Here is a 13,011-nt window from a genome sequence, read left to right on the forward strand (position 1 = left end):
CCGAGACGACTGCTTTGCTTCATCGCTCAACGACGCATTACAAAAACCCACCCCTTGACCGCACTAAGCGAGAGCCCCCTTTTCAGGAGGGGGTGACGTGGCCGTTCGACTGGAGTTGCACGTGGCCGGGCGCATCGAAGACTACGCACTCATCGGAGACATGCAGACAGCGGCGCTGGTCTGCCGGGACGGCACAGTGGACTGGCTGTGCCTGCCCCGCTTCGACTCGCATGCCATCTTCGCCGGCCTGCTGGGCACCGAGGAACACGGCTTCTGGCGGCTCGGCCCCGCCCACGCCTCCGACGCCCCGCCGCCCACCGCGGCCCGGCGCAGCTACCGCGGCGACTCCCTGATCCTGGAGTCCGAGTGGGACACGCCACGCGGCACGGTCCGGGTGATCGACTTCATGCCCCCACGTGACGGCGCGCCCCAGCTGATCCGGATCGTGGAGGGCGTCTCGGGCCGGGTGCCGATGCGCTCGGCGCTCAGGATGCGTTTCTCGTACGGCCGGATCGTGCCGTGGGTGCACAAGCACGAGGGGCGCACCGTGGCCGTCGCCGGCCCGGACTCGGTGTGGTTCGACACCGACCGCGAGACGTACGGCAAGTCGCTGACGACGTACTCCGACTTCACGGTCGGACCGGGCGACCGCTTCGCGTTCACGATCTCCTGGCAGGCCTCGCACAAGGAGCCGCCGCCGCTTCCGGAGCCGGAGCAGTCGCTGGAGGCGACGGAGGACTTCTGGCGGGAGTGGGTCGAGCACTGCACGTACCACGGGCCGTACCGCGAGGCCGTGGTCCGCTCGCTGATCACACTGAAGGCGCTGACGTACGCCCCCACCGGCGGCATCGTCGCAGCGCCCACCACCTCCCTGCCGGAGGAGATCGGCGGCGTCCGCAACTGGGACTACCGCTACACCTGGCTGCGCGACGCGGCGATCACGCTGTCCTCGCTGCTGCGCACCGGCTACCGCGACGAGGCCCGTGCCTGGCGTGAGTGGCTGCTGCGGGCGGTCGCGGGCGACCCGGAGAACCTGCAGATCATGTACGGCATCGCGGGCGAGCGCGAGCTCGGCGAGGCCGAGCTGGACTGGCTGCCCGGCTACGAGAACTCCGCGCCGGTCCGGGTCGGCAACGGCGCCGCGCACCAGCTCCAGCTGGACGTGTACGGCGAGGTCACCGAGGCCCTGCACCTGGCCCACATGACCGGCCTGGCCCGCAGCGACTACGCCTCGCTGCTCCAGCTCAAGCTGATCAGGTATCTCGAGGACCACTGGGACCAGCCGGACGAGGGCATCTGGGAGGTGCGCGGCCCGCGTCGGCACTTCGTGCACTCCAAGGTCATGGCCTGGGTCGCCGTCGACCGCACGATCAAGCTCATCGAGTCCGGCGACGCGGACGGCCCGCTGGAGCGCTGGCGCGAGCTGCGCGACGACATCCACCGGGACGTGTGTGAGAAGGGTTACGACAAGGAGCGCAACACCTTCACGCAGTCGTACGGCTCGAAGGAGCTGGACGCCTCGCTGCTCCTGATCCCCCAGATGGGCTTCCTGCCGCCGGACGACAAGCGCGTCATCGGCACCATCGAGGCGATCCAGCGCGAGCTGTCCACGCCGGACGGCTTCATCCTGCGCTACCCGACGCAGGGCGAGGACGAGGGCGTCGACGGGCTCCCCGGTGACGAGGGCGCCTTCCTCGCCTGCTCGTTCTGGATGGCGGACGACCTGGCGATGATCGGCCGCGTCGACGAGGCCCGCAAGCTGTTCGAGAAGCTGCTGTCGCTGCGCAACGACCTCGGTCTGCTGGCGGAGGAGTGGGACCCGCGCCTGCAGCGCCAGGTCGGCAACTTCCCGCAGGCCTTCAGCCACGTTCCGCTGATCGACACCGCCCTGCGGCTGACGGCGTCCGGCGCGTACGGCGGCTGAGCAGGACCGCGGTACGGCCGTATCGCCGTACCGCTCGACAGGACGGACGTGACGCGCCCGCCTAGCCTGGAAGGCAGCGATTGCCCCTTGTCGGAAGGGGGCGGCCATGGCTTCCCACTCCAAGGCGGGCGCGGCCCTCGCCGCGCTGCGTGAGGATCTCGCCGGTGATGTGTTCACGCCGGGGGACTTCGGTTACGACGACGCCCGGGTCGTCTTCAACACCATGATCGACCGGCGGCCCGCGGTGATCGCGCAGTGCGTGGACGAGGACGACGTCGTGCGGGCCGTACGGTTCGCCCGCGAGCTGGACCTGAACATCGCGGTGCGCGGCGGCGGGCACAGCGTCGCGGGCATGGCGCTGAACGACAACGGTCTGGTCGTCGACCTGCGCCACATGCGCGCGGTCACCGTGCACCCGGAGGCCGAGGCGGCACGGGTCGCGGGCGGGGCCACGATGAGCGACCTGGACCGCGCCACTCAGGTGTACGGCCTCTCCACGACCGGCGGCCGAGTGTCGACCACCGGCGTCGGCGGCTTCGTCCTCGGCGGCGGCACCGGCTGGCTGGACCGCTGGTGCGGGCTCGCAGTGGACAATCTGCTCGGTGTGGAACTCGTCACCGCCGACGGCAGCCGGGTTCACGCGAACGCGGACGAGAACCCGGATCTGTTCTGGGCACTGCACGGGGGCGGCGGCAACTTCGGCATCGCCACCGCGATCACACTGAAGCTGTACGAGCTGCCCGAGTTCGCCATCGCGATGCTGCTGTACCGGCCCGATTTCGCACCGGACGTCGTCCGCACCTTCCGTGACGTGATCGAGTCCGGCCCCGACGAGGTGGGCGGCGGCATCGTGCACTTCACCGGGCCGCCCGAGGACTTCGTACCGCCGTCTCTGGTCGGCTCACTGGTGTGCGCCGCGCTCCTGACGTACGCCGGTGCCGAGCAGGACATGCGCAAGTACGCCGAACCGCTGCTGGCGCTGCCGCACGAGGCGGAGATCGTCGGCGCGATGCCGTACGCCGACGTGCAGTGCATGATCGACGATCCGCCCGGTATGCGGCACTACTGGTCGGCGGAGTACCTGACGGGTGCGCCGGACGACTTCGTGGACGTCTACTGCGCCGCCGCGCGGTCCATGCCGGTACCGACCGGCACCCAGCACGCGCTGCTCCCGCAGGGCGGCGCGATCGCCGCCGGACCGCGCGAGTACCCGGTGCCCTACCGGGACGCGCCCTGGGCCGTGCACCCGTACGGCATGTGGCAGGACCCTGCGGACGACGAGCGGTGCAGACAGTGGGTGCGCGACGTCCGCAGCGACGTACGGCCGTGGAGCACCGGCGCGGTGTACCTGAACTTCATCGGCGACGAGGGCGCGGAGCGCGTGGTGGCCGGGCTCGGCGCCGAGAACACCGGGCGGCTGGCGGAGCTGAAGCGGCGCTACGACCCCGACAACGTCTTCCGGTTCAACCACAACATCAGGCCGGCCTGAGCGCCGTCACCGGGCCTGCCCGAATGCCGTCAGCGTCCGCTCCCCGCCCGGATCGCCCGCGGTCGCCGGGACGAGGGCGATCTCGTCGAGGCCTGCCTCGGCGTACTCCTCGACCCGCGCGCGGACGGCGTCCAGGTCGCCCACCAGCCCGACCACGTCGGCCGCCGCGGCGGGCAGCGCCCGGACCAGGGTGCCGGAGTCGGCGCCGGTGCGGGCCAGCTCGAGCGCCTCCCCGAAACCGGCCGCCTCGAACATGTCGCTGTAGCCCGGCACCGTCAGATACCCGGCGATGCTCCGCAGGACCTGCGCGAGGGACTCCGGGTCCGGATCGACGGCGGCCGGCAGCCAGGCGGCCAGGGTCGGCGGCGACGTACGGCCGGCGCGCTCGGCGGCCGTCTCGAGTTTCGCCCGCAGCTCGCGGACCTGTTCCGGCGAGACGAGGTCGAGCAGCATGCGGTCGGAGTGCGCTGCCGCCGTGGCGATCGCGCGGTCGCCGAACGCTGCCACGGTGAGCGGGCCGCCGGGAGGCGGGAGGCGGCGCGGGAAGGCGCTGCCGGGAACGATCGGCTGTCCGGGCTTGCCGTGCAGGAAGACGCGCAGGGCCGCCGCCGAGGCCTCCATCGCCGCCGCGGGCCGCACCCGCGGCACCCCGTGCACGCCCTCGACGACCCGCTTGCTGGACGTCCCCAGCGCCACCCCGACCGGCCGCCCGGTGACGGCGGCGACCGACGCGGCACCCCGCGCGATGCCGAACGGCTCGCGCACCGACACCGCCACGGGACCGGCCGTCAGCGCGACCCGCTCGGTGGCCCGCCCGATCGCCGCGGCGAGGACGAAGGAGTCCCAGGTCGGCCCCTCCCCCGCCCACACCTCGCGGTACCCGAGCCGGTCGGCGGCCACCGCCACCCGCACCGGCTCCTCGACCGGACTGTCGTCCTCCCGTGCCACGGCAACCACGCTGAAGTCCATGCAGGCGCCGCTACCCCGCCGCACGTGCCGTAACCGGGCCCTCCTCCCGCTCGCCCGAGTCCTCCAGCACGATCCGGCCGATGATGTCGTACCGCTCCGGCCGCCGGACCTTCAGATACCAGCCGAGCCCGAGCCCACCGAAGAAGACCAGCCCCACGATCCACGGGATTGTCCTGAAGAACAGCGAGCCGGCCGCCGTACCGGCCGCGGTGTCCAGGTTGGTCACCAGCAGCCCCACGACCGCGATCATGCCGATGCCGCCCAGCAGGGGGGCGGTGAGCGTGCGGAACCAGTGGCGGTCCTCGGGGTGGTTCTTGCGGAAGTAGCCGATGACCGCGAAGGAGCACAGGGTCTGCACGATGAGGATCGCCATCGTGCCGAGGATCGCCAGCAGTGTGTACAGGTGGATGTACGGGTCCTGCCCGGTCAGCCAGAAGGCGCCGACGAGCCCGACCGCGATGACCGACTGCACGAAGGAGGCGATGTGCGGCGACCCGTGCCGGGGGTGCGTACGGCCGAGGGCGGGGTGCAGGAAGCCCTCGCGGCCGATGGCGTACAGATAGCGTGCCGCGCACTGGTGGAAGGCCATCCCGCAGGCGAACGACCCGGTGATCAGCAGCCACTGGAAGGCGTCGACCGCCCAGGCGCCGAGGTAGGAGTGCGCCGGGTCGAAGAACAGGTCGAGGGGGCTGGTGCCGGAGGAGATCTCGACGGAGCGATCGAGTCCGTTGCCCGCGATGGTCATCCAGGAGACGTAGATGTAGAAGATCCCGACCCCGATGACGGAGATCAGCGTCGCGCGCGGGATGACGCGCTTGGGGTCCCGGGACTCCTCGCCGTACATCGCCGTCGACTCGAAGCCGACCCACGACCAGAAGGCGAAGAACAGGCCGAGACCGGCGGAGGCTCCGGTGAAGGCGTTCTTGGGGTTGACGGGCTCGAGGGGGATGCCGTCGGGGCCGCCGCCGTTCAGCAGCACGGCCGTGGCGACCACGAACAGGACCGCGATCTCGGCGACCAGCATCACGCCGAGGGCCTTCGCGGTGAGGTTGATGTCGAAGTACGCCAGGACCGCGGTGAAGAGCAGCATGGCGGCGGCGTACAGGATCCAGGGGAGGTCGACGCCGAGCTGGTCGTGGACCGTCGTCTGCGCGAAGTACGAGAAGACGCCCACGATGGACGCCTCGAAGACGATGTACGCCAGCACGGCCAGCATCCCCGAGGCCATGCCGGTGATCCGCCCGAGGCCGTGCGAGATGTAGCCGTAGAAGGCGCCGGCGGCGGTGATACGGCGGGCCATGGCGACGTATCCGACGGAGAACACCGTCAGCACGAGCGTGGCGAAGAGGTAGCCGGCGGGCGCGCCCGTGCCGTTGCCGAAGCCGACCGCGATGGGCAGGTTGCCGGTCATCGCGGTGATCGGCGCGGCGGTGGCGACCGCCATGAAGACGACGCCCGTCAGGCCCACGGAATTCGCCTTGAGCCGGTGTACCTCTCGCGGGGGTGTTTGGGTCATTCCGTCCCTCTCGACGTGCCTTCGCAACGAAATCCGAAGGTCAAGGAGCAGTTCACTTCGGATGTGTCAGTGTGGCGGTGCCGTGACGCACGCCACAACAGACAGGGGGTCCGGCAATCCGGCGCCGGGCGCGACGCTTTGTCGGGCGCCGGCGGCCGTTGATCGTCTCCGTAACGGTCCGGATATGTCGTGGACGCATGACCGCGGGTAGCGTCCGGCACATGGACAGCGGCACGGGCGGTACGGACGGTACGGACAGCGGATTCGGCACCCACGGCGCCGGGATCACCGTGCGGCGGGCGCTGGAGCTGCCCGGCCTGCGCAGCGGGCTCCCCGAGGTCATCGCGGGCGCCGACCGGCTGGGGCGGACCGTGCGCTGGGTTCATGCGGGCGAGGTGCCCCACATCGCCTCCCTGCTGAAGGGCGGGGAGCTGCTGCTGACCACGGGCTACGGCCTCGGCACCCGTCCGTCCGACCAGCGCGCGTTCGTGCGCACCCTGGCCGAGCGCGGGATCGCGGCCCTCGTCATCGAGCTGGGCCCGCGCTTCACGCGCCTGCCCGCCGCGCTGGTCGACACGGCACGTACGGCCGGTCTGCCGCTGGTCCAGCTGCATCGCGAGGTGCCCTTCGTGACGGTCACCGAGGAGATCCACACCGAGATCGTCAACGGCCACTACGCACTGCTGCAACGGGCGGAGGAGGTGCACCGCCGGTGCACGGAAGCGCTGCTCGGCGGCGGCGGTGTGCCCCAAGTGCTCGGCATCCTGGCCGACTTCAGCGGCAACCCGGTCTTCCTGGAGACGACGGACGGCAGGCTGCTGTACGCCGCCGGGGCCGGCCCCGAGGGCGCGGATCCGTTGCAGGTGTGGGAGGGGCTGCGGGGGCAGCACAAGGACGCGCCGCCGCCCGCCGGGTCGGTGCTGGTGGATGTGCCGGGGGGCGGCCCGGGCACCGGTTCGGTCCGGGCCCGTCTCGCGCTCCTGCCCGTACGGGGCCCGCTCGCGCCCGTGCACCGGATCGCCGCCGAACGGGCCGCGGGCATCCTGGCCGTGGTGCTGATGCAGGCACGCCAGGAGGAGGAGCTGGCGGCACGCGGTCGCGGCGACTTCCTGACCGACCTCGCGGAGGGCCGTATCGCCGCCGAGGACGCCCCGGCACAGGCGCGCGTACTGGGCTTCAAGCCGGGTGACGGCCCGCTGCTGCCGGTCGTGATGCGGCTGGGGGACGCGCTGTCCCCCGGCGGCGGCTGGGCGGTACTGGCGCGCGCGGTCGGGGAGGAGCTGGCGTCCGTAGGAGTTCCGGTCCTGCTGGGCGTACGCCCGGTCGAAGGCCGCGTCCCCCTGCTGCTGGGCCTGCGTGCGGAGTCGGAGCGGTCGGCGGTCGCGGACCGGGTCGCGGCGGCGCTGCGGGCGGGTGTCGAGCGGGCCGGGTTCCAGCGGCCGGGCGCGCAGCCGCCGGTCGTGGTCGTCGGCGTCGCGGGCAGCTGGGCGGCTGCCTCGGCGGGCCTCAGACACGCGGCGGAGACCGCGACGGCGGCGCAGGGCCTGTCCGACCGCCCCTGGTACGACGCCCGGCGCCTGGACATCGACCTGCTCCTGTGGCGGCTGCGCGAGCACCCGGACCTCGCGGCCTTCGTGGACCGCGCGATCGGCCCGCTCCGCGACCACGACAGCCGCTCCCGGCCACCCCTGCTGCCCACCCTGGAGACGTACTTGGCGCACGCGGGCCGCAAAGCGGAGACGGCCCGCGAACTGCACCTCAACCGGCAGACGCTCTACAACCGCCTCGCCCGCATCGGCGAGTTGCTCGGCACCGACCTCGACGACCCGCAGACGGTGCTGGCGTTGAGCCTGGCGCTGCGGGCGCGAAGGCATGCGGGATAGAGGGGCAGAAAGAGAGGGGCAGAGACGCGCTCGGCGTCTAGATCATGGGCTGCGGCTGCGTCAACTCGTCGTACACGCTGAGCACTTGGGCAACGGTCTCGTCCTCGGTCGGCCAGGTCGCCACCTGCCGCCCGCCCCGCTCCTTGAGCAGCTCCCGGCGCCCGGGATCGCCGAGTAGCCGTACGACGGCGTCGGCGAGCGCCTCCGGGTCGCCGTACGGGACGAGTTCGGCCGCGTCGCCGACGAGTTCGGGCACACCGCCGACCTCGGTGGCGACGAGCGGCACACGGGCGTGAAGGGCCTCCTGCGCGAGGACGGACCGTGACTCCCAACTGCTCGGCAGGAGCGCGATGTCGGCGGCGGCGAGCAGCTCGGAGACGTCGTCGCGCCGCCCGATGAGCCGTACGGGCAGCTCCTCGTCCTCGATCCGGCGCTGCAGCGCGGCCCGCAGCGCCCCCTCCCCCGCGATCACGACCAACGGCACGGGATCGAGCCGCAGCCACGCGCGCGAGGCGTCCAGCAGCACGTCGTACCCGCGATGCCGCTCCAGCGAGCCGACCGCGATCAGCAACGGGCGCCCGGTGGCCCCGAGTTCGGCCCGGACCTTGGGCCGCAGCCGGTCAGGGTCGTCCTGCTCGACGACACGGCGCCGCCCGGGCATCGCGACGGCGGCGAGGCGGGCGTCCCGGGCACCGGTCCGGCGAGCCCGGTCCACCAGCGCCGAGGTGGTCCCGAGCACGACGGAGGCGGCCTTGACGACCCGCCGCTCCAACAGCCGTACGAGATGCGCGCGGGCCCCCTCGGCGTGCGCCCGGTCGTGCCAGGTGACGACGAGCGGAGTACGCCGCCCGCTGAGCGCGAGCACGGCACGGAAGGAGGCGTGCAGCCCGTGCGCGTGCACCAGGTCGGCGTCCGCGCACGCGGCTCGCAGAGCTGCCACGGAGGTGGGATCGCTGCTGCGTGGCACGTGTACGTGCTCGGCGCCGACCCCGGTGAAGTCGTAGGCGCGATCGGCCTCGACAGGGGCGCACACGGTGACCCGCACGCCCCGCGCGACCAGCCCCGAGGCCAGCGATCGCACATGCGCGCTACTGCCGGCGTTGCCGCCGCCCAGCACCTGCACGGTGCGCAGCGACGACTGGCCGTGCGGTGAGTGGCTGCTCACGGGGGTCACGTGGCCGGGGCTCCTGGTTCGGGTCGGGCGGTCACGAAGAACGTACAGAAGGATCGGGCGGAGGGGGTGTACCGCGAGGATCCCTACGCGTACGACATGTTTACGCCAAGGATGCCAGGCCGTCCGGGCGTTCCGGGAACGACGGGAGGCCGAAGGCGGCACAGACGCCGGGCAACGCGGCGAGCCGAGTCACCTGCACGAGTGAGGCGGGGTGGGGGGTGTGGCCGAACATGCGCACGTGGAGCACGCTCGGAAACCACGCGTCGGCAAGGCAGTTACGCGACACAGAGCGACAGCGCGACGACACCGCCCGGAACGCCCCGGAGTGGACCCGGCCGTGCGTCACGGCGACGCACGGCCCGCTCCGCCGGTGATCTCGCTACACGTCCGCCCGAGCCGTCGCCAGCAACTCCTCCGCGTGCGCCCGGGCGGTCTCCGAGTCCTCCTGCCCGGCGAGCATCCGGGACAGTTCCCGGACCCGCTCCTCGCCCTCCAGCACCTTCACCCCGGACCGGGTGACCGACCCGTCGTTGGTCTTCTCGACGAGCAACTGCCGGTCCGCGAAGGCGGCGACCTGCGGCAGGTGGGTGACCACGACGACCTGCGCGCTCTTCGCCAGCCGGGCCAACCGCCGCCCGATCTCCACGGCCGCCTTGCCACCGACGCCGGCGTCGACCTCGTCGAAGAGATACGTCGGCACGGGGTCGGTCCCCGCGAACACCACCTCGACGGCGAGCATCACGCGCGAGAGCTCACCGCCGGACGCGCCCTTGGCGATGGGCCGGGGCGGCGCTCCCGGATGCGGCGCGAGCAACAGCTCGACCTCGTCCGCGCCGGACGGCCCGTAGGCCACCGCACGCCCGCCGACCTCCACACCCTCCGGGTCCTCGGTCTGCCGGATGTCGAAGGACACGCGCGCGTGCGGCATGGCGAGCGAGGCCAGCTCCGCCGTCACGGCGGCGGCGAACCGCTCGGCGGCCTCCGTGCGCGCATCGGTCAACGCCTGCGCCAACCCGCCCAGCTCGGCCCGCAGCGCGTCCCGCTCGCCGGTCAGCTCGTCGATGCGCTCGTCGTCGCTGTCCAGCTCGGTCAGCCGCGCCGCGCTCTCCTCGGCCCAGGCGAGCACGGAGGCGACGTTCTCGCCGTACTTCCGCGTGAGCCCGTTCAGCGCGGCCCGCCGCTCCTCGACGGCCGCGAGCCGCAGCGGGTCCGCGTCCAGGTCATCGGCGTACCCCGCCAGCTCCCCGGCGACATCGCCGAGCAGGATCCCGATCTCCCCGATCCGCTCCGCCAGCGCGGCCAGCGCCGGATCGTGCGACCGCACGGCGTCCAGGGCCCGCTGCGCACCGGCGACCAGCGTCGCCGCGTCGATGCCCTCGGGGTCCTCCGGGTTGCCGGCGAGCGCGGCGTGAGCGGCCGTGGCGGCCGACGACAGCGCCTCCGCGTGCCCCAGCCGCTCGGCTTCCTCCGCGAGCTCCACATCCTCACCGGCCCGCGGCTCGACACCCGCGATCTCGTCGAGCCCGAAGCGCAGCATGTCGGCTTCCTGAGCCCGCTCACGCGCGCGCGTGACGATCTCGTCCAGCTCGACGGAGACGGCCCGCAGCCGCCGATAGGCCTCGGTGTACTTGGCGAGCGGCACAGCGACGGAATCCCCCGCGTACCGGTCGAGCGCCTGCCGCTGCCGGGCCAGCTTCAGCAAGCCCTGCTGATCGGTCTGCCCGTGCACGGCCACCAGCTCGTCGGCGAGCTCGGCCAGCATCCCCACGGGCACACTGCGCCCCCCGAGGTGCGCCCGCGACCGCCCCTCGGCGGAAACGGTACGGCTGATCAGCAACGCCCCGTCGTCGAGCTCGGCCCCGGCCTCCTCGACCCGTACGACGACCGGCGCGCCCGAAGGCACGGCGATCCGCCCCTCCACGACCGCTTTCTCGGCCCCGATCCGCACCAGCGCCGGGTCCGCCCGCCCTCCGAGCAGCAGCCCCAGGCTGGTGACCACCATGGTCTTGCCGGCACCCGTCTCACCCGTGACAGCGGTGAATCCCGGCGACAGCTCGACGACCGCGTCGTCGATGACCCCGAGCGACCGTATCCGCATCTCCTCCAACACGGACACGACCTTACGAGGTCGGGGGCGTGGAGTGCGACGGCCCCCAGCCTCAGTCATGTGAAGGTCCAGGTGACGAATGTGTACCGACCGCACATTGTCACTCAGGTGAGTGGTCCGATCCGAAGGGGCGCGGGGCCGCATCGACATGCGGCCCCGCCGCGGCGCGCGACCAGCCGCACACGACCCGCAGCCGCCGCGCACCTGAAACCACCCCGTCGGATGGTTAGTGAGGAGCCCCTCGCCACCCAGAAACCGGCAACGCGAACTTCGCCACCAGCCGATCCGTGAACGAGGCATGGTGCAACCGAGCCAGCCGCACCGGCACGGCCCCCCGCCGCACCTCGACCCGCGCCCCCGGCGGCAGCTCAACCGTCCGCCGCCCGTCACACCACAGCACACCCGGCGGAACGTGCGGCAGAACCTCCACCGCGAGCACGGAGTCCGGCGAGGTGACCAACGGCTTCGCGAACAACGCATGCGCACTGATCGGCACCATCAACAGCGCCTCGACCTCAGGCCACACCACGGGCCCACCCGCGGAGAAGGCATACGCCGTGGACCCGGTGGGAGTGGACAGCACGATGCCGTCGCACCCGAACCCGGTCACCGGCCGCCCATCGATCTCCAGCACGACCTCGAGCAGCTTCTCGGCACCGGCCTTCTGCACGGCGGCCTCGTTCAGCGCCCAGTCGGTGTGCACGATGTCGCCGTTCTGATGCACGACGACGTCGACGGTCATCCGCTCCTCGACCTCGTACGCCTTGGTCACGACCCGGTCGACAACCTTGTCGAGGTCGTCCCGCTCGGCCTCCGCGAGGAACCCGACGCGCCCGAGGTTGACGCCCAGCATCGGCACCCCGGACGCCCGCGCGAACTCGGCGCCCCGCAGCAGCGTCCCGTCACCGCCCAGCACTATCAGCAGCTCGCACCCGTCGAGGCACTGCGGAGTGGCCTCCTTGACGAGCCCCACCTCGGGCGGCAGCGGCAGGTCGGCCGCCTCGTACTCCAGCACCCGCACGCCGATGCCCGAGCGCAGCAGTCCCTTGACCACCAGCTCGGCGCTGCGAATGGCCGCGGGCCGCCCCGTGTGGGCGAGCAGAAAGACAGTACGAGCTCGGTCCTGTGTCAACGCGGCCCCTCCGCAACTGCACGGTCAACGTCGGCCGGGTCCAGGGCGGGCGCCCCGGCACGCAGCCACAGAAAGTACTCGACATTCCCCGAGGGTCCGGGCAACGGGCTGGCCGTGACCCCCTTCACCCCGAGGCCGAGTTCCCACGCCTTCTCGGCCACGCCGCGCACGGCCTCGGCCCGCAGCTGGGAGCTGCGGACGACCCCGCCGCTCCCCAGCCGTTCCTTCCCCACCTCGAACTGCGGCTTGACCATCATCACCAGGTCCGCGTCCGGCTTCACGCACCGCACCAGGGCGGGCAGCACCAGTCCGAGCGGGATGAAGGACAGATCCCCCACGACAAGATCCACTGGCTCCCCATCGATCGCTTCGAGCGTCAACTCGCGTACGTTCGTACGGTCCTTGACGGTGACGCGTTCATCACTCTGGAGAGTCCAGGCGAGTTGTCCGTATCCGACGTCGACGGCGACGACATGGGCGGCACCCGACCGCAGCAGTACGTCGGTGAAACCCCCGGTGGAGGCGCCGGCGTCCAGCGCCCGCCGCCCTTCCACCACGAGCCCCTGGGGTACGAAGGCCTCCAGCGCGCCCGCGAGCTTGTGCCCGCCCCGCGACACGTACTCCGGATCGCTGCCGTCGGACGCGACGACGATCGCCGCCGCGGTCTCCACCTGCGTCGCTGGCTTGGTCGCGACGGTCTTGCCGACGGAGACCCGCCCGGCGGCGATCAGCTGGCTGGCGTGCTCGCGCGAGCGCGCCAGCTTCCGGCGGACCAGTTCCGCGTCGAGACGGCGGCGTGCGACTCCTGCCACGTTCG

At 72.2% G+C, this 13,011-nt stretch carries 9 protein-coding genes; 3 read left to right on the forward strand and 6 right to left on the reverse strand.

Annotated features, from left to right (window positions below; translation table 11 throughout):
• The first annotated feature begins 121 nt into the window (after window positions 1-121).
• Window positions 122-1,924 (forward strand): glycoside hydrolase family 15 protein, encoded by a 1,803-nt coding sequence (locus AB5J49_RS10545; RefSeq protein WP_369175095.1) that lies wholly within the window; start codon window positions 122-124, stop codon window positions 1,922-1,924.
• A 106-nt stretch (window positions 1,925-2,030) separates the two neighbouring features.
• Complete coding sequence (locus AB5J49_RS10550) at window positions 2,031-3,413, forward strand: FAD-binding oxidoreductase (RefSeq protein WP_369168293.1); 1,383 nt, start codon at window positions 2,031-2,033, stop codon at window positions 3,411-3,413.
• A 6-nt stretch (window positions 3,414-3,419) separates the two neighbouring features.
• Here AB5J49_RS10550 and AB5J49_RS10555 read toward each other — a convergent pair whose 3' ends face one another.
• Window positions 3,420-4,382 (reverse strand): LLM class F420-dependent oxidoreductase, encoded by a 963-nt coding sequence (locus tag AB5J49_RS10555; protein WP_369168294.1) that lies wholly within the window; start codon window positions 4,380-4,382, stop codon window positions 3,420-3,422.
• Between the two features lie 10 nt (window positions 4,383-4,392).
• The gene (locus AB5J49_RS10560; protein WP_369168295.1) at window positions 4,393-5,898 is read right to left on the reverse strand and encodes an APC family permease; all 1,506 of its coding nucleotides are present in this window, start codon (window positions 5,896-5,898) and stop codon (window positions 4,393-4,395) included.
• A gap of 221 nt (window positions 5,899-6,119) precedes the next feature.
• Between AB5J49_RS10560 and AB5J49_RS10565 the strand changes: the two genes are divergently transcribed.
• A complete protein-coding gene (locus AB5J49_RS10565; protein WP_369168296.1) occupies window positions 6,120-7,781 on the forward strand; it encodes a PucR family transcriptional regulator in 1,662 nt (553 codons plus the stop codon).
• A gap of 37 nt (window positions 7,782-7,818) precedes the next feature.
• Here the strand turns inward: AB5J49_RS10565 and AB5J49_RS10570 are convergent, their stop codons facing one another.
• From AB5J49_RS10570 to AB5J49_RS10585, 4 genes are all read right to left on the reverse strand, one after another.
• The gene (locus AB5J49_RS10570; protein ID WP_369168297.1) at window positions 7,819-8,955 is read right to left on the reverse strand and encodes a glycosyltransferase family 4 protein; all 1,137 of its coding nucleotides are present in this window, start codon (window positions 8,953-8,955) and stop codon (window positions 7,819-7,821) included.
• Between the two features lie 379 nt (window positions 8,956-9,334).
• Window positions 9,335-11,053 (reverse strand): DNA repair protein RecN, encoded by a 1,719-nt coding sequence (gene recN, locus AB5J49_RS10575; protein WP_369175096.1) that lies wholly within the window; start codon window positions 11,051-11,053, stop codon window positions 9,335-9,337.
• Window positions 11,054-11,288: 235 nt separating this feature from the next.
• The gene (locus AB5J49_RS10580; protein WP_369168298.1) at window positions 11,289-12,194 is read right to left on the reverse strand and encodes an NAD kinase; all 906 of its coding nucleotides are present in this window, start codon (window positions 12,192-12,194) and stop codon (window positions 11,289-11,291) included.
• Window positions 12,191-13,006 carry a TlyA family RNA methyltransferase gene (locus tag AB5J49_RS10585; protein ID WP_274237902.1) on the reverse strand — a complete coding sequence of 272 codons (816 nt, stop codon included), beginning with the start codon at window positions 13,004-13,006 and terminating at the stop codon, window positions 12,191-12,193. The genes AB5J49_RS10580 and AB5J49_RS10585 overlap by 4 nt, the downstream gene beginning before the upstream one ends.
• Between the last annotated feature and the right edge of the window lie 5 nt (window positions 13,007-13,011).

The sequence above is a fragment of the Streptomyces sp. R28 genome (assembly GCF_041052385.1).
In the GTDB taxonomy this organism is placed as follows: domain Bacteria; phylum Actinomycetota; class Actinomycetes; order Streptomycetales; family Streptomycetaceae; genus Streptomyces.

Coding starts and splice junctions, on each gene's coding strand:
- AB5J49_RS10550 (WP_369168293.1), top strand. CDS start 2,031: ATGGCTTCCCACTCCAAGGCGGGCGCGGCCCTCGCCGCGCTGCGTGAG.
- AB5J49_RS10555 (WP_369168294.1), bottom strand. CDS start 4,382: ATGGACTTCAGCGTGGTTGCCGTGGCACGGGAGGACGACAGTCCGGTC.
- AB5J49_RS10560 (WP_369168295.1), bottom strand. CDS start 5,898: ATGACCCAAACACCCCCGCGAGAGGTACACCGGCTCAAGGCGAATTCC.
- AB5J49_RS10565 (WP_369168296.1), top strand. CDS start 6,120: ATGGACAGCGGCACGGGCGGTACGGACGGTACGGACAGCGGATTCGGC.
- recN (WP_369175096.1), bottom strand. CDS start 11,053: ATGCGGATACGGTCGCTCGGGGTCATCGACGACGCGGTCGTCGAGCTG.